Here is a 16,591-nt window from a genome sequence, read left to right on the forward strand (position 1 = left end):
AAACTCAACCGATACCAACCTGGCATGCAACTAAACCGCAAGGTTCGCCCCGAAATCCTAGACTCCGTAGCCCTTCTCGTCATCGATGCCCAAGACGCCTTCATCGATGCCATCAGCGACAAGGATACCTTCAAAAAACGCGCCGCATTCGCCATCGAAGCCGCCCGCTGCCTGAAGATTCACACCCTCTTCACCGAGCAAGCCCCCGAAAAGATGGGCCGCACCAACAGCGAGCTCTTCAAGCTTGCCCGCAACCCCCGCGTCTTCGCCAAGCAAAGCTTCTCCGCCCTCGGAGCCCCCGGGCTCGACCGCTTCCTCCGCGACAAGGAAATCTACAACCTCCTCATCGTCGGCCTGGAAACTCCCATCTGCATCTACCAAACCGGACTGCAGGCCACCGAAGAAGACATCGACCTCACCTTCCTCAGCGACTGCCTCGGAGCCCGCCGTCCCCAGGACGAAGCCCCCGTGCTCGACGCCCTGCGCAGCATGGGCTGCCAAGTCCTCCCCTCCGAAACCATCTTCTACTCGCTCCTCTCGGACACCCAAAACCCTTACTTCCGGGCCTTCACCCAAATCGTGAAAGCCTTCTCCGCAGACGACTTCCAATTGGAAGCCTACCTGCAAAGCCGCCCCGCCGAAGTAGACGAAACGCCCGAGCGCCCGCAAAAGCCCCAGCCGTCCCGCAGCGACCGCCCCGAGCCCAGCCAGCGCGAAGAGGCCAGCGAACAAAAATCCGAAAACAACCGTCCGGAACGAAACCAGGACCGCCGCGACGACTCAGGCGACAGCGACTCCGAAGAACGCCGCAACCGCAAGCGCGGACGCCGCCGTGGACGCGGACGTGGACGCGACCGCGACCGCCGCGACGGCGATCCCCAACCCTCCGGCGACAATCGCTCCGAGCGCAACGAACGCACAGAACGTGGCGAACGTCCAGAGCGCAACGAACGCCAAGAACGCAACGAACGTGGCGAACGACCCGAGCGATCCGAACGCGGCGAGCGCCAGGACCGCGACCGCCAAGAGCGCCCGCAACGCAAGCCTCAGCCCGAGCAACGCGACGACGCTTCCGCTCCCAAGGCGGAATCGTCAGCGCCCGCCCCTGAGTCCAAGCCAGAACCCAAGGAGAAGCCGGCGCCCAAGGAAGCTTCCGACTCTTCCGTAGAAAACGCGCCAGCCAAAAAAGTTCCCGCTAAAAAAGCCGCCAAAAAGGCAGCTAAGAAAGCCGCCAAAAAAGCGACCAAGAAGGTTGCCAAGAAAGCGGCCAAAAAGGTCGCCAAGAAAGTCGCTAAGAAGGTCGAGGAGGAATAACTCAGGGCTAGGCGGACTTTCCACAAGCCGCCCCCACTCGTCCGCTAAACGGTCGCGTCGAGCTGCATGCTTGGTGCGATATCCAGCATACCAGGAGCCTGTACTCGTTTCTCGAATACATGGCTAAACGCAATCATCCCGGCATTGTCGCCAGTATGGCAACGCTGAGCCAACAGGCTCCTGACGCGGCGCTTCTTGCCCAAGGCTTCGAAGCGAGCCCGCAAAACCGCGTTGTTAGAAACGCCGCCCGACAAGCCCATGCTCTTGAAGCCACCGCCCTTTAGAGCCTTGTCGCTCTTTCGTATCAAAGCGTCAACTACCGCCTCCTGATAAGACGCGCACAAATTCCCGAGATCGGCTTCAGCAGCCTCGACTCCCATTTTCTCAACCTGGTAGCGCAAACTCGTCTTCAGTCCGGAAAAGCTGAAATCCAAATGAGGCTTGCCCACCAGACCTCGCGGAAATTGGTAAGCCTTCGTATCGCCGCCTACCGCCAGCTTCTCGAGCTTCGGTCCGCCCGGATAGCCAAGGGCCAGCAGCTTCGCGCCCTTGTCCAAAGCTTCCCCCGCCGCATCGTCGATCGTCTGGCCCAAGATCGACAAGGAACGATCCTTTTCGATGCGCGCCAAGATCGTGTTTCCACCAGAAACGATGAGCGACAAGTGCGGCAAAAACGCATCGGCTAAACGCGTATCGAAATCTTCAGGACACTCCTCGTAAAGCGACACGAAAGGAGAATGGGCGTGCGCCCGTAAATGGTTCACGCCAAATACCGGAACCTTCCACGCCAAGGACAGCGCGTTCGCAACCGCCAACCCCATCGCCAAGCAAGCGGCCAAACCGGGGCCGGTCGTCACCGCGATTTCCGTCACCCCTTCGAAACCCACCTCGCGGCGGGCCGCTTCGAGCAAAGGGGCGAAGTTATTGAGATGCTCCCGGCTAGCGAGATCCGGAACCACCCCGCCGTATTCAGCATGCAAGGACACCTGGCTACTGATCCATTCGCCGCGCAGGCCGACGCCTCGCTCGAAAAGCGCCAAAGCCGATTCGTCACAGGAACTTTCGATAGCCAACAACATAATAGACCACTGCTTACGACTCCCGCCTCCTCCCGCAACAATAATAGGCCAGCTCAAAGAGCGTGACTCTTCCCGCCAGATCTGTCTCGTTGCCAATCGTCACCATGCCAGCGATGAACGATTTGCCCAAACCGTCCCCCGAAATGCTCGCCGCCCTCGCCGCCAAAGCCGGTCCGGACGGATTCATCGAACTCCCCGATTTCGTCGAAACTGCCCTCTACCACCCCCAGCACGGCTACTACTGCAAACAGCAGGAACGGGTCGGAAAAAGCCCCCACTCCGACTTCTACACCTCCGTCAGCCTCAAGGAAGCCTTCGCGGAAATCGTCGTGGAAGCGACCTGCTCCCTTCTCGAAACAGCCAAGCTCGCACCAGCCGACACCCATTGGGTGGAGTTGGGAGCCGAACCGAACGGCACCCTGCTCGACTCCCAACAAAGCCCCTTCAAAAGCGTCCGCGCCATCGGGATCGGCCAAGAAATAGAGATTCCTTCCCCCGCCGTCGTCTTCTCCAACGAGCTCTTCGACGCCCAAACCTTCCGCCAGGTCCGCTTCGACGGCGAACGTTGGATCGAGTACGGCGTCAAACTCGACGGACAAAACCTGTCCTGGGCGCCCCGCGCGCAAGCCAGCGAAGAAGCCTCTCTCTATATAGAAGAGCTGCCCCGCGATCTGCCAGTCGGCTACACCGCCGACTTGCCCACCGGCGCTCGCTCCCTCGCCCGCTTCCTCCTAGAAAAAAACTGGTCCGGCGTCTTCGTCGCCTTCGATTACGGCAAAACCTGGCACTCGATCTCCGCCGACACCCCCCAAGGCAGCGCCCGCGCCTACTACCGCCACCAGCAGCTGCCAGACATCCTTCAAGCGCCCGGAGCCATCGACATAACCCACCATATTTGCTGGGACCACCTCGAAAACGCCCTGCAAAAGGCCTCCTTCCGCAAGCTTTCCCTGCAAAGCCAAGAAGCCTTTATCGTCCACCGAGCCCCCAACTTCCTGCAAAAAGCCTTCGATCCGACCCTCCCGGCCTTCGCGCCTATCCGCCAGAAGCTCAAGGAGTTGATGCACCCAGCCATGATGGGGCAAAAGTTCCAAGCCCTCTCCGCCATCCGATGCCCCGAGGACCTGCTAGCCCAAAGCTAAAGCCCGCATCCCAAAATATTCCATTTGGTTCTTGCCAAGCCTCCTCCCCAACCATTTCTTCCCCGTTTCTCAAACCAATTTCCGACATGGCAAGAATCTGCGCAATCACAGGCAAACGTCCAACTACCGGCTCTATCATCCACCGCAAGGGCCAGGCAAAAAAGAGCGGCGGCATCGGCACGCACGTAACGAAGACTACCAAGCGTAAGTTCCGTCCAAACGTCCAGCGCGTTAAGGTCCGTCTCGCTTCGGGTCAAATCAAGCGCATGTGGGTCAGCGTGAAGGCCATCAAGGCCGGTCTCGTTGAAAAGGCATAAGCCCCTTTTCCACTAACACTTTCAAACAGCCGCTTCTCCAATTTCGGAGAGCGGCTTTTTCGCGCCCTCTTCCCTCGGCGAGCACAAAAAACTCCCGCCGCTCCAAAAGCGACGGGAATTCCTAAAAAACTGAATTACCCCAGCTGCCCCTACCGGCAAACTGGGATCGGATCGATCAATCCTTGTCTTCAGGCTTGTAAGTCTTGTGCCCCTTCTTGCGCGCGTCGTTGATCTTGTCCACGGTCGCTGCCACAGCCGTCTGGTCGCCTGCCTCCAATGCCGCATGCAATTCCTCGAGCAAGGCAAGGGTTTGCTTCATCCCCTTCTGGTAGCCCTCGAGGAATTTCTTCTTCGCCTCGGCCCCGTCCTGCTCGGCCAGCAAGCTCGGCTCCATATCGATAGATTTCTTGGCATGCTTGATCATGATCGCGACCTGCTCCGCCGCTGCAGAAAACTGCTCGGGATCGCGAATCGCCCGGCGGACTAGCTTCCAAGCGTCGCCGATATGTTCCATTTCCTCCTCGAGAGGCGTGTGCTCATGCCCTTCGTCATGCTGGGCGAGAGCGTATTGGGAAGACAGGATCATGCTAAGGACCAAAAACAGCAGCGTATTCTTTTTCATATATTCAAAGGGTGGATACTTGGGTTCAATAAACGACTTTATCGAGCAAGGCCGCTCGCCCTGCCTCCCCAGACTTCAAGCTTTGGCGTGGTGATCCGCAAGCTTTCTCGCTTCCTCCGCCAACAACTCACGCAACTCCAGCGGCTCGAGCACGCGAGCTCCGGTCCTAAAAGACAGCAGCCAACCGACCATCCACTGATAGTCGCCTGCCCGCAAAGTCAGCACCACCCCCTGCTCCACCTCCTCTTCGCCCGCCAAGCCCAAGGACCACTCCCGACGCGCCCGCCCCACCGACAAGGGATCGAAAAGCACCTTCGCTTCCAAACTCACCCCCTGCTCGCGCTGCTCAGCCAAATAGGCCTGCAAATCGAAGCTTCGCTCCCGGGTTACCTTTCCCTCCAGAACCTCCAGCCGCTGGATGCGGTCCAGGCGAAAGTCGCGATAGCCCTCCCGCAAGCGACACCATGCGATCAAGTGCCAATAATCGAGGTAATGAATCAGGCCGAGCGGCTCGACCTCCCGCATCGTCACCTCCCCGCGCCCGCCCGCCTGGTAAGCAATCCTCAAAGCCTTCGACTCCGCTAGCGAAGATTGCAAATCCACCAGCCGCGCAACCGCCCCGTCCGGCTTGGGAGCATGACTGCTCCAGCCAAAAACCACCGACTCCTCCACCCGCTCCAAACGATCCCGCTGCCACTCCGGCAACGCCGCCTTTACCTTCAGCAAAGCCGAGCGGATGGACGCCTCCAGCGAAGGGTCGCTGCTCTTGTTAAGGGCGAGTCCCGCCATCCCCAAAGCCGCCGCCTCGTCCTCCGTAAACATAATCGGCGGCAGCAAATAACCCTTCATCAACGAATAGCCGACACCCGCCTCTGCCACGACCGGAATCCCAATCTCGCTCAACGCCGACACGTCGCGATACACCGTCCGCAAGCTCACCTCGAAATGCTCGGCGATATCCTCCGCCCGCGTCACCCGACGACTCTGCAGCAGCAACATCGTCCCCATCAACCTGTCGATCCGATTCATGAAGCTCCGAAGCAATCCGCCCCGAGCCGATCAGGCAATCCCAATGAGAGCCCCTCCCGCCAAGGGGACACGCGCCTCAATCGTAGCTCAAGTCCGTCGCCTTGCCCCGGAAGACCCGATAGGCGAAAATGGTGTAGCCGATCAAAAACGGAAAGACGATCCCCGTCCCGATCAAGATCACCATGAGCGACTCCGGAGCCGCGGCCGCGTCGACGATCCTCAAGCTCCCAGGCACGATGTATGGATAAAAGCTATACACCAAACCCACGAAACCGAGCACGAAGATCGCAACCGAGATCGCAAACGGCATCGCCGCCAAACGATCCCCCGGCATCGGCAAGGCTCCCAACAAAAAGTGCATGATCACCGTCAGCAGCATCGAAACCAAAGGCATGGCGATCAGCAAGGTCGCTTCCGGAAAGGCAAACATGCGATCGTAGATCCGCGTGTGCACGAAAGGCGCCGTCAAGCTGCTTAAAACCGCCCCCAGCACCATGGCCCAAATCGCCCGACGCGCCCACTTGACCGCGAAACGCTGCAACTCCCCCTCCGTTTTCAAAATCAACCAAGCCGCCCCCATCAATCCATAGCCGGCCACCACCAGGAAGCCGAAGAAGATCGAAAACAGCTCGCTCACCCACCCAGGCTGAAAGCCGACGATGAAACGGCCCACCATATAGCCTTGGCTCAAGGCCACCACCAGCGAAGAGAGAAAGAAAACCCGGTCCCACCCCTCCTGCTTCTCCGGCGCCACCTTCTTGCGAAAATCGAACGATACGCCCCGAAAAATCAGACCTACCAACATGATCGCCACCGGCAGGTAAAGCTCCCCTAGCACGACCCCATGGGCCTCCGGAAATGCGACCAGCAACAGGCCTACACCCAGCACCAGCCAAGTCTCGTTCGCATCCCAAAACGGGCCAATCGAGCCCACCATGCGATCCCTATTGGGACGCTCCACGAAACGCGAAAGCAAGCCCACCCCCAAGTCGTAGCCATCGAGCACCGCGTACAGCAGCATCGAAAACCCAATCAGAAAGGCGAACACGAACGGCAGCCAAGCCCCATCTTGTATCAAATCATTCATTACACAATTCCCGCTACCGGTTTCAGCTCTCGCCTTTGAACATCATTCGCTTCCGCACCCTTCACACTGGATTCGGCTTTCGGTTCACGTCGCCGCTCTGCTTCGCGTGCCGCGTAAGATAAAACAGAGCCGTCACGTAAGCGACCAGCAGCACGGCGTACGTCAGCAAATAGGCTGCCAAAGTCACCCCCACATTCGCGGGAGCGATATCCGCAACCGCGTCCTCCGCCTTCAGCACGCCATACACGAGCCAAGGCTGACGACCGATCTCCGTCACATACCAACCAGCCACCGTCGCCACCCAGCCCGCTAAAGTCATGCCCCTCAACAACTGCAAAAACCACCGCGGCAGCTCACGCTTCCTCCACAACATCCACACTCCATACAAGCCGGCAAAAATCATCAGCCCTCCGGTTCCCACCATGATGCGGAATGACCAGTACACAGGAGCCACCGGCGGATGCTCTCCCTCGAACGCGTCCAAGCCTTGCACGTACCCGTTCAAGTCGCGCGTGACGATCAAGCTCCCGAGCTTCGGCACCGCAACTTCCATCCGATTTTCCTTCGCCTCCTCGTCAGGCAACGCGAACAAGCTCAAGTGTATCCCCTCGCCACTTTCCCAAAGAGCCTCCATGGCGGCCAGCTTCTGCGGCTGGTAGTCGCGCGTATTCGTTCCATGGAGATCCCCGACGACCAACTGCAACGGAGCCAAAATAGCCGCCAGGCACAAGCAGGACTTCAGCCCAGCCCTCACCGCCGGACCGTTATCTCCACGCAAGAGCTTATACGCCATCAGCCCAGCCCCCAAGAAGGCCACCGTCAGTCCCGAAGCCAGAACCGCATGCGCAAACCGGTACGGCATCGAGGGATTGAAGATCACCTCCAGCCAACTCGTCGCATGAGCCACGCCGTCGATCATCTCGAACCCCTGCGGAGTATGCATCCAGCTATTCAAAGCCAGTATCCAAAAAGCGGATAAGGTCGTGCCTGCAGCTACCAAAAACGTCGCCACGCTATGCACCCAAGGCTTCACCCGCCGAAACCCGAACAACATGATCCCCAACATGCTCGCCTCTAAAAAGAATGCCGTCAGCACTTCGTAGGCCAGCAGCGGTCCTGCAATGTTTCCTACCGTGTTCATGTAGCCCGGCCAATTGGTGCCGAACTGGAACGACATCGTCACCCCGCTCACCACTCCCAAGCTAAAGGTCAGGGCGAAGATCTTGGTAAAGAGAAAGTACAGCTCCATCCACTTGTCGTCCTGGCTGCGCTGGAAGCGAAATTTGAAGTACAGCAACAGCCACCCGAGCCCTATAGTGATCGAAGGGAAAAGGATGTGGAAAGTAATGTTGGCCGCGAACTGGATACGCGACAAGACGAACGCGTCCATGGCAATACGTGGTTAGGCGTTTAAATTGAAATCAGGCATCACCTACCAAACGCCTCGCCAGCCGCATATCCAGCTAAACAGGAAAACTATTAGCCGCCTTGATCCGCCCCAGTCTCGCCCCTCATACGAATCGCAGCCCTGCCGAACGCCGAAAAAGCTCTACTCACCCCTTCGAATCACCGACGAAACGGCGACCTTGACAACCCGAGCTTATTTCTAGACCTTACAGTCTATTTAAATGGAAAACGCTCAAGAAACCAAGCCCCGCCGCGGTCGGCCACCCAAAGCGCCCGACGATGCCGCAGCCCGACAAAAGCTGATACGCACCGGCCTCGCCCACCTGACCGAGCGCGGTTATTCCTCGGCTGGCGTAAACGAAATCATACTCGAAGCCGGCGTTCCCAAGGGATGCTTCTACCACTACTTCCGCAGCAAGGAAGACTTCGGAGCCGCCTTGATCGATGCCTACCAAAGCTACTTTTCAGCCAAGCTCGATCGCTGCTTCCAAGACGAAACCTTAAGCCCCCTGGACCGGCTGCGCCGCTTCGTCGACGAAGCCTCAGCCGGCATGGCCAAGCACGACTTCAAACGCGGCTGCCTCGCAGGAAACCTGGGGCAGGAAACAGGAGCCCTCCCCGCCCCCTTTCGCGAACGCCTGCAAAGCACCTTCAAAGACTGGCAAGACCGCACCGCAGCCTGCCTGGCCCAAGCCCAATCGCTCGGCGAAATCGGCCCCAAACACGCGCCCCAGGAACTCGCCGCCTTCTTCTGGATCGGCTGGGAAGGAGCCGTCCTGCGAGCCAAACTCGACCGCAGCCCCGCCCCCCTGGAAACCTTCGCAAAAGGTTTCTTCACCCTTCTCGAAAGCGAAGCAGAAAACCAATAAACCATGTTCAAAGGAATCCTTATAGACAAAACGGGCGATAAACAAAGCGTCCGCCAAACCCAACTCGACGAAGCAGACCTGCCAGAAGGCGACGTACTCGTAGAAGTCGCCTGGACCACTCTCAACTACAAGGACGCCCTCGCCCTCACCGGCAAGTCGCCCATCATCCGCAAGTTCCCCATGGTGCCCGGTATCGACTTTTCGGGTACGGTCCTGGAAAGCAAAAACGGGTCCTTCAAGCCGGGAGACCACGTCATCATGACCGGCTGGGGGATGGGCGAAAAGCACTGGGGCGGCATGGCCCAGAAAGCCCGCGTAAACGGAGAATGGCTGGTCAGCCTCCCCGACCAGCTAAACCTGCGACAAGCGATGTGCATCGGCACCGCCGGCTTCACCGCGATGCTCTGCATCATGGCCCTGGAAAGCCACGGCATAACGCCCGACAGCGGCGATATCCTAGTGACCGGCGCCGCCGGAGGCGTGGGCAGCGTCGCGACCTCCCTGCTCGCCGGGCGCGGCTACTCCGTCTCCGCTGTAACCGGGCGGCCCGATGAAGCCTCCTACCTCAACAAGCTTGGAGCCGCCCAAATCATCGACCGCGACAGCCTCAACGCGCCCGGCCGCCCCCTCGCCAAAGAAACCTGGGCCGCGGCAATCGATGTCGTCGGCGGCACCGTTCTCGCCAACGTGCTCGCCGGCATCAAGTACGGCGGCACCGTCGCGGCCTGCGGACTCGCAGGCGGCATGGACCTGCCCGCCACCGTCGCTCCCTTCATCCTGCGAGGCGTCACACTAGCCGGGGTCGACAGCGTCTACTGCGATCGTCTCAAACGCGTGCTCGCCTGGAGACAGCTGGCTCGCGAGCTGGATTTAAGGAAGCTCGAAAGCATGATCAACGAGGTCTCCTTCGACCAACTCATAGCATCCGCCGAAAACATGCTCGCCGGCAAGATACGCGGCCGAATCGTCGTCCCCGTCTCCACATAGAGGCAAACCGCTCCGCCCACCATTCTCAAACGAAAAAACGCCCCGCTCTTTCGAACGGGGCGTCTTTAAATTTCAACTACACCTGATAAAAACTTATCCGCCGACGGCGATCTTCTTCATCGAGCCCATGTAGCCGCGAAGCACAGCGCCGATCTTTTCTACGCCGTGGCTGCGGATCTTGGCGTTGGCCGCGACGAGCTCCTGGTTGTCGACCGCGACCGTTCTGATGCTCGGCAGTGTCGAGCATTTCTTCATCCGCCCCCTCTTCCCCCCCCCGCAGCACAGCGGCGGAAAGATTTCGGATTGCATCGCCTCGATGCAAACCGCAACTGCTATGGAGCCTGCAGCAAAACGCTATTACAGGCTGTCTCACCCCAACGAGATGGTTCCGTGAAAATTCCCCGGCCTTCGGAGGGACGCGTTTTTCCCAGCAAAAATTCGCCCTACTGTTCAAACAAATCGAACCCAACGCAACCGCCTTGACGCCCAGCCTTATAAATTAATACTAAGGTATTCGCGTACCGCACACGGTAACGTCGATTCAAAGTTCGTAGAGCTTCCCGACATATCGCTCTCCGGAACTTTCTGAAAAAATCAAAATGTCTATCGCCCAACATACATCACCAGTCTCGATAAGGGCGTCGAAAAATAGTCCGCCCTGCTTGATCCACCAAAAACCCAGCCCAAGTACTTGATCCACAGCGACGGCCGGCGACCCCACGTCTCGACGCCAGACCCTGAGCATCGGTCGTCGATGCACTGCGAAGCCACCTAGGCTTCTCTACAGCGGAAACTCAGATCCTCGTCCCGGAGGTGCCAGTCCTGCCGAATCAAGCAAGGCTCCAATTGAAAACAACTATGTGCCACTACTTCCAACGACTTCGTGCGGCAGCCCTCGTACTTGCATTCGCAGCAACCACCGCTCAAGCGCTCGCTCAAGCTCCCGCTTATTCGATCAGCCGCCAATACAATGGTTTCTGGGAGGAGATAAATGCCGCGGGAGAGCTCGGTGGGGCAGACATCAACGTATCGATAAACGGCGGCCCTCCCTTCAGCGAGGCCCAGCTGAAGTACGGGAACGATCTCAAGTCTTTCGGAAGAGAAGAGTATGACATAACGACGGCCCTTTCGCCTGCCACTTGGCCGCAGGGTTGGAGTGTACGGATGAGCAGCGACCGCAAGCTACTCATTCAGCACTGTAACTTCAACAATCCCATCGACGACCAATACGAGACCGGCGGTAGCATTTTCGACGAAGCGACACAGACCTTAACCCGACTCGACCCGAGCTCGCGGTCCTCCTGGTTCATGGACCGGAGCGAGTCCGGCTACGTCGTAGGCTACCGCGACAAGACCGGCCTAGGCCAAGGAAGCGGGCAGGAAAATTTCTACAAAGTCACCTCCGTCGCCCTCGCCATCAGCCCCTCCGGAACGATCACCGAAGTGCCGCACCCCGAAGGCCAATACGGTTTCGCGCAACAAGAGGAATTCCCTTATGATATCATCTACGACAACGAAGCGATCCTCACCGGAGTCAACGAAGCAGGCCTCGCCTGCGGGACAGGCTGGAAAGAGGGGCCTGATGCTTCCTTCAACTACGCACCGGAGGGCCTTTCGTTCACCTACGACATACCGAGCGGGACGACCAAAATCATCCCCGACCCGTTCCTCGGCTACAAATCCATCCGCGGGGCTTCAGACATAAACGAACGCGGCGAAGTCGTAGGGGTCGCGGGGAACGGATTTCGAAACCAATTTTGGATCTATTTGCCTGCGCCCAACTACGGTCTACAAGCGGGCACCCACATCATTTACGAGCAGACTGATGGGTCAGAGTCTGGCTGGCGCAGCCAGCGGGATTGGCGAGGTCGCTTCCTGCTGCGCGACGTGCGTATCAACAATCGCGGACAAGTGATCTTTCCGGTGTATTTTCCAGGTGGAGACAAGCTTTCGCTAAGGATGTGGGACGCAGGCACGCTCAGAAGCTTAACCGACCTAAATCCCGACTCATCACTTCAGATCACGAGCTCGATCGACATCAATGACGCGGGTCAGATCCTCGTGGGCGTAAACCAGACGCAAACTCGGATCATGAGCCCTTCCCCGCTCTCGATCACCGTCGATCCCTCCGACCCGATTCTGAAAATCGACGATACCTATACCGTCTCAGTCAAGCTGCAGCACACGCTCACTGAACCTGCCACCTATGAATTCCTGCGCGGCCCTCTCGAGCTAGAAAACGAGTTTTTCGAATTCTACCAATCCGAGGAAGATCTGGATTTGCCCGACGGGCAAGACTTCGCCGCGGAGCCACCCTTCGAGCTGTCTGCCAGCAACTCGGAGTGGACCTTCATGATTCCGGTCGTGCCAACGAAAAACGGCGTGACCCCACTCTACTCGGAGGTAAAGGTCACCTCAGCTTCCGGCGACGTGCAAACCGTGACGGCAAACCTCGACGCACTCATCGAACCCATAGAAGTCGAGTTCACTGTCGTAAAGGAACAGTGGGCATTGAACCAAGTTTCAGAAGAGGATTGGGGCGAACGTTCGAAAGAGGTACAAAAAAAGCGCCGCGAAGACATAGCGAACGATACCGCCGTCGCCTACTTCACCGGAACGACCAACGACCCCGAGCCCTTCCGCAATCTACTGGAAGTGGAGATGAAGCTTACCAACAAAAGTAAGGATACGATCGATAGGATCTCGATTCCAGGCGTCAACGACATCCTTTCCCTTATCCAAAGTACGGATACGGATAACCTCGGCGTCCCTCTCTTCCCTGTTCGCTACTACTCCCACGGTGGGTTCGAAGATGATTTGACCATAAGCAGCGACAACAGGGACGAGCCGGATCTCACTTTGCTCGAAGAAGGAACCGCCACCTTCGCCTGGGTCTTCGAAGCCTACGACGCAAACGCCGATCCCCTAGTGGACGATTCTGCAAATCTGGAATTCAACCCTCTCATACTCGGCCGAGTGCTTGGCAACGATACGCACCCGGACCTCGACCTTCGCATCGCGCCTGAGCAAAAAATCGACATTATCGACAAGCCGCTCCTGAAATGGGGCATCCGCCCCAAAGATGGGAGAGTCAACTACCTTTCCGGACAAGTCGTGCGGGTCCAAGGATTTCTTGAGAACGTATCCGGCGACGAAGGAAACGCGCCGCGAGACATCCTCGTAATGATGTATCCGATACAGGACGGGAATCTTGGTGGCGGCTTCGCGAAAAAAAGAGACGCCTCGCCAGACGGCTTCCCCGACTACTATGAAATCTTCGAATTGCCGGGTGAAGGCGACGGTAAGCGAATCGATATCGATTCCGTCTTCATCTCCTTCCCAGCAGTGGCCGAAACAAGCGGAACCGCTCGCTACGGTATCAGGACCTGGCTCGTAAACGAAGACGACACAATCACCTCAGCGGACGGGCAAGCAGTGGTCGATCCCGCTTGGAGTGACGAGTTCGAAGTCACCCTAGCTCCGAACCGCCCCCTCTTGAGCGACGAAGATCAACGCCGGCAGGAATGCGCCGCTCTCGGCATTTCGCCTTTCCTATGCGGCATCGAAGAAGGCACCCTCGACTTCACCAAGGGCATCTACGGACTCGGCCAGTTCCTCTTCTCAGTTGCTGACGGAAACGCCAACCTCTACCGCGGAATCATTGCCTATGAAATGCTCGTGGCGAAAAATCTCTTCGACGCCGCGATGGGCGACCCCGATGCCCGCAAGGAACTGTACCAAGCAAGCTACGATAAATACGTCGAGCTCGTGAACCTTAAGGTCATGGTGGGCGAAGGCTTGGACAATGTGCCGATGGCCTTCGATGCCTTTGTCAATCAAAGCGGCGACGCAATGTCTGGATTCTTCGATGCCGCCTTCGCCGGTGACCTGGAAGAAGTACAATTCCAGATGGGCCGTTTTCTGGGAGCAAATCCAGACTTGCTTCTCGAGCCACTCGCCATGGGCATGACCTACCAGCGGCTCTTGCGTTCCGCTAAAGTCGCCGAAGCAAGAGTCGTGAACGACGTGATTGCTGCCCAAAGAAAGTCGGATTTCGTCCGCCAAAACCAGTCGATCAATCAACGTCTCGCAGCCGCTAAAGCCAACCCCGGAATAACGGATCTATCCTCCGCTCTACTCGCCGGAGACCGCCTTTCGAACCGCAACCTCCTCGAAATATTCGGGATCGACTCCGACCAGCTCAAGGCCCTCAAAAAGATCGCTTCCGATAATCAAGTGATGCTGTCCTTCCGCTCACGCTCTGCGCTCGCCCGCGACCTGCTAGCTCGAAAGCTCGCTTGGCCAAAACCCCAGAGACTGAAGTTCAAAACCGTCAACGAGATCGATATCAAGTACCTCAATTACCCGATCGAATCCCAAGCCATCCTCGAAATCATCGAACCGCCAAAAGCGCTCATCAATAAAACCGGTCCCGAACTGGAAACCGCCCTCGACCAATACATGGACACGATGGTCAAGCAGTATCCAGAACTCACTCAAAACGACGTCCTTTTCGGAGAAGTCCGCAGTCGCCTAAAAACCAGAACCGAAGAGTGGGCTGATCTCGCTCCCGAATTGAAGCTAAACCCTGAAGGAGTATCCACCATCGAAATACCAACCAATTTCGAAGCGGATCTCCAGTTCGGCCTAAAGAAGGAGCGCGACCGCATCCCAGACATCGCTGCTAAACAAAAACGAAAAGTCAAAACAACCCTCGACGGCGACGTGATCGATCCAGCCGGAGGCGAACGACGCAAACGCTGGACACTCGACATGAGCGACTCGAACGGCGGCAATTTCAAGCCCGTCTCCGGCGACGTTGATTTCATGGCGATCCTCGAACCCAACGGCAGCATGATCCTAGACGCCGACCGAAGATTAACCGTATACAAGCAGTTAGCCGAAGCAGTGGACATGCAGCACGGCGAGAGCTTCACCTTCTTTATCGACAAAGCCCGCAAAAAATACCTCGACGGAAATACATTCGGAGAAGTAGGAGCCGAAGCCCTTTGCACCATATCTCCCTTCGGTGACCAAACGCCAACCGCCGCCTTTTTCGTCAAGTCGCTTTCCATCATGGAGGGCGCGAACCACAAATTCCTACCGGTCCGAGAAAAGATTCGAAAACTCCCCCGGCTCAAATTGTCCGACGGCAAAATCATACTTGAAAAAGGAAAGACGATCGTGACCCGCCGCCCCGACGTGACGGGCGAATACGTCGTCATGGCAGGAGCCCAGATCAACTCCCGGATCAACCTCGATTTCGTCAATCGCTTCCGCCCTCAGATCATCAAGGAAACCCACCTCGCCACGCTCAAGCGGCTGGCATTCTACCTTTCCACTCGAGTCGCAGAATCCTCAGGAGTCGAAGACGGGAGCGAAACCTACGCCCGCCCGGACGACGGAAGCAGCACCCTGAGTCTCCTTTCAGACAGCGCTCCGAAACCGCTCAACGAAAACGCGCCGCCTCTCCTACAAGTTTCCAATAATCCTGAAACCGGGTTCCTCGAACCGATGGTGTGGACCGAGGGAACCGGATGGAGCTTCGTCACCGGCGCGGAAGCCATCGCTCTGGGAGACCCCGGAATTCTCGATATGCTGCCGATGACTTTCGCCACCTCTCCCATCGAGCGAGGGGCAAGTGTATTCGAAATCGCATCACTAGAAGAACTCCAAGCGAAGGGGAGCTTCTTCAAAGCGGGTGACCGCATCGTCATCGCGCCCGGAACCGAGGAAGAGGAATTTGCCACGCTCCGCACGCTATCTCCTTTCACTCTCGCCGCCGGTGCCGTGTTCGAACACCCGACCGGCGTCACTATCGCGACCTTAGGCCCGGATAATACCGACCGCGACGGGGACGGTCTTACCGGAATCGAGGAAATAGGCTACGGCACCAACCCCGACGCCTTCGACAGCGATCGAGACGGCAAAAGCGACGGCGACGAAATAGCCCAGGACGAAGACCCGCTCTCGTTCGCCGAGTTCAAGCTCAACGCATTCTCACTAGCCGACAGTCGCGACGCCCTTACCTTCAGCTGGGACGCCACGCCCAACTACCACTACTCGGTCGAATCCTCACCAGATCTCGCGCCTGACTCATGGGCAACCTACATCGGCACCTCTCCAAGCTCGGAAATCGGCACCCTTGACTTGCCGCTCACCCCGTCCGCATCCGGCTCGGTATTCTACCGCATGACCATCGCCGCCACAGACGATAGCGACGGAGACGGTTTGAGTGCCAGAGAAGAGCAAGGCCTCGGCACGAGTATTGACTCAAAGGATACAGATGGCGACGGAACAAGTGACGGTATCGAAATTTACAACGGTACCGACCCGCTCGACTCAGACTCAAATCTCAGAATCCTATCGCAAACCTACGACGAACTCAACGAACGACACATCCTCCAGTTCACTTCCGTACCGAATTTCAGATACAGAATCGAAAGCGTCCTCCCATCGGCTCCCGGCGTTTGGAAGCAAGTAGCTGTGGTTACCTCCGGCACGTCCGTCACATCGATAGCAATCCCCGCGGACGAACTGGGCGAAGATCCCGAAAGCTTCCGAATTACACCTCTTCACTGAAATACCAAGGTATCGCGGAGCTGGGCTGGCAATGACCTCAGACGTGATGTGATAAGTTCCAAGTAGAAGTCTAATCCGCGATTCTTCTGTGGGAAGCGACCTTGCGTCGCGACCAGCCAATCACAATCCGTGACGCAGGGCCGCTCCAGGCAACGG

General features: G+C 57.8%; 12 protein-coding genes. 6 read left to right on the forward strand and 6 right to left on the reverse strand.

Translation table 11 applies throughout. The features are described 5' to 3' along the window. Window positions 1–24: 24 nt before the first annotated feature. Window positions 25–1,314: an isochorismatase family protein gene (locus QEH57_RS03725; protein WP_309005337.1), complete on the forward strand. Its 1,290-nt coding sequence runs from the start codon at window positions 25–27 to the stop codon at window positions 1,312–1,314. Between the two features lie 44 nt (window positions 1,315–1,358). On the opposite strand, the gene tsaD is transcribed toward QEH57_RS03725, so the two are convergent. Then, complete coding sequence (gene tsaD, locus QEH57_RS03730; protein ID WP_309005338.1) at window positions 1,359–2,393, reverse strand: tRNA (adenosine(37)-N6)-threonylcarbamoyltransferase complex transferase subunit TsaD; 1,035 nt, start codon at window positions 2,391–2,393, stop codon at window positions 1,359–1,361. Window positions 2,394–2,497: 104 nt separating this feature from the next. On the opposite strand from tsaD, the gene QEH57_RS03735 reads away from it, so the two are divergent. Both QEH57_RS03735 and rpmB read left to right on the forward strand, forming a co-directional pair. After that, window positions 2,498–3,535 carry an SAM-dependent methyltransferase gene (locus QEH57_RS03735; RefSeq protein ID WP_309005339.1) on the forward strand — a complete coding sequence of 346 codons (1,038 nt, stop codon included), beginning with the start codon at window positions 2,498–2,500 and terminating at the stop codon, window positions 3,533–3,535. A gap of 86 nt (window positions 3,536–3,621) precedes the next feature. Further along, a complete protein-coding gene (gene rpmB, locus QEH57_RS03740; protein WP_309005340.1) occupies window positions 3,622–3,852 on the forward strand; it encodes a 50S ribosomal protein L28 in 231 nt (76 codons plus the stop codon). A 175-nt stretch (window positions 3,853–4,027) separates the two neighbouring features. Here rpmB and QEH57_RS03745 read toward each other — a convergent pair whose 3' ends face one another. The 4 genes from QEH57_RS03745 to QEH57_RS03760 form a co-directional block, all read right to left on the reverse strand. Beyond that, on the reverse strand, window positions 4,028–4,474 hold the full coding sequence (locus QEH57_RS03745; protein ID WP_309005341.1) for a cytochrome b562: 447 nt from the start codon (window positions 4,472–4,474) through the stop codon (window positions 4,028–4,030). A gap of 75 nt (window positions 4,475–4,549) precedes the next feature. Continuing rightward, window positions 4,550–5,503, reverse strand: a complete 954-nt coding sequence (locus QEH57_RS03750) for a YafY family protein (protein WP_309005342.1) — start codon at window positions 5,501–5,503, stop codon at window positions 4,550–4,552. Window positions 5,504–5,579: 76 nt separating this feature from the next. Further along, window positions 5,580–6,590, reverse strand: a complete 1,011-nt coding sequence (locus QEH57_RS03755; protein WP_309005343.1) for a cytochrome d ubiquinol oxidase subunit II — start codon at window positions 6,588–6,590, stop codon at window positions 5,580–5,582. A 61-nt stretch (window positions 6,591–6,651) separates the two neighbouring features. Further along, a complete protein-coding gene (locus tag QEH57_RS03760; protein WP_309005344.1) occupies window positions 6,652–7,980 on the reverse strand; it encodes a cytochrome ubiquinol oxidase subunit I in 1,329 nt (442 codons plus the stop codon). 238 nt (window positions 7,981–8,218) lie between these two features. Between QEH57_RS03760 and QEH57_RS03765 the strand changes: the two genes are divergently transcribed. Next, window positions 8,219–8,866, forward strand: a complete 648-nt coding sequence (locus tag QEH57_RS03765; RefSeq protein ID WP_309005345.1) for a TetR/AcrR family transcriptional regulator — start codon at window positions 8,219–8,221, stop codon at window positions 8,864–8,866. A 3-nt stretch (window positions 8,867–8,869) separates the two neighbouring features. Next, complete coding sequence (locus QEH57_RS03770; protein WP_309005346.1) at window positions 8,870–9,853, forward strand: MDR family oxidoreductase; 984 nt, start codon at window positions 8,870–8,872, stop codon at window positions 9,851–9,853. Window positions 9,854–9,946: 93 nt separating this feature from the next. On the opposite strand, the gene QEH57_RS03775 is transcribed toward QEH57_RS03770, so the two are convergent. Then, on the reverse strand, window positions 9,947–10,108 hold the full coding sequence (locus tag QEH57_RS03775; protein WP_309005347.1) for a hypothetical protein: 162 nt from the start codon (window positions 10,106–10,108) through the stop codon (window positions 9,947–9,949). A gap of 603 nt (window positions 10,109–10,711) precedes the next feature. On the opposite strand from QEH57_RS03775, the gene QEH57_RS03780 reads away from it, so the two are divergent. Continuing rightward, complete coding sequence (locus tag QEH57_RS03780) at window positions 10,712–16,435, forward strand: hypothetical protein (RefSeq protein ID WP_309005348.1); 5,724 nt, start codon at window positions 10,712–10,714, stop codon at window positions 16,433–16,435. Window positions 16,436–16,591 lie beyond the last annotated feature (156 nt).

This window comes from Pelagicoccus sp. SDUM812005 (genome assembly GCF_031127875.1).
Taxonomy (GTDB): domain Bacteria; phylum Verrucomicrobiota; class Verrucomicrobiia; order Opitutales; family Opitutaceae; genus Pelagicoccus.

What these genes read in the sequence shown, in the direction of transcription:
- QEH57_RS03725 (WP_309005337.1), top strand. Translation starts at nt 25, where the DNA reads ATGCAACTAAACCGCAAGGTTCGCCCCGAAATCCTAGACTCCGTAGCC.
- tsaD (WP_309005338.1), bottom strand. Translation starts at nt 2,393, where the DNA reads ATGTTGTTGGCTATCGAAAGTTCCTGTGACGAATCGGCTTTGGCGCTT.
- QEH57_RS03735 (WP_309005339.1), top strand. Translation starts at nt 2,498, where the DNA reads ATGCCAGCGATGAACGATTTGCCCAAACCGTCCCCCGAAATGCTCGCC.
- rpmB (WP_309005340.1), top strand. Translation starts at nt 3,622, where the DNA reads ATGGCAAGAATCTGCGCAATCACAGGCAAACGTCCAACTACCGGCTCT.
- QEH57_RS03745 (WP_309005341.1), bottom strand. Translation starts at nt 4,474, where the DNA reads ATGAAAAAGAATACGCTGCTGTTTTTGGTCCTTAGCATGATCCTGTCT.
- QEH57_RS03750 (WP_309005342.1), bottom strand. Translation starts at nt 5,503, where the DNA reads ATGAATCGGATCGACAGGTTGATGGGGACGATGTTGCTGCTGCAGAGT.
- QEH57_RS03755 (WP_309005343.1), bottom strand. Translation starts at nt 6,590, where the DNA reads ATGAATGATTTGATACAAGATGGGGCTTGGCTGCCGTTCGTGTTCGCC.
- QEH57_RS03760 (WP_309005344.1), bottom strand. Translation starts at nt 7,980, where the DNA reads ATGGACGCGTTCGTCTTGTCGCGTATCCAGTTCGCGGCCAACATTACT.
- QEH57_RS03765 (WP_309005345.1), top strand. Translation starts at nt 8,219, where the DNA reads ATGGAAAACGCTCAAGAAACCAAGCCCCGCCGCGGTCGGCCACCCAAA.
- QEH57_RS03770 (WP_309005346.1), top strand. Translation starts at nt 8,870, where the DNA reads ATGTTCAAAGGAATCCTTATAGACAAAACGGGCGATAAACAAAGCGTC.
- QEH57_RS03775 (WP_309005347.1), bottom strand. Translation starts at nt 10,108, where the DNA reads ATGAAGAAATGCTCGACACTGCCGAGCATCAGAACGGTCGCGGTCGAC.
- QEH57_RS03780 (WP_309005348.1), top strand. Translation starts at nt 10,712, where the DNA reads ATGTGCCACTACTTCCAACGACTTCGTGCGGCAGCCCTCGTACTTGCA.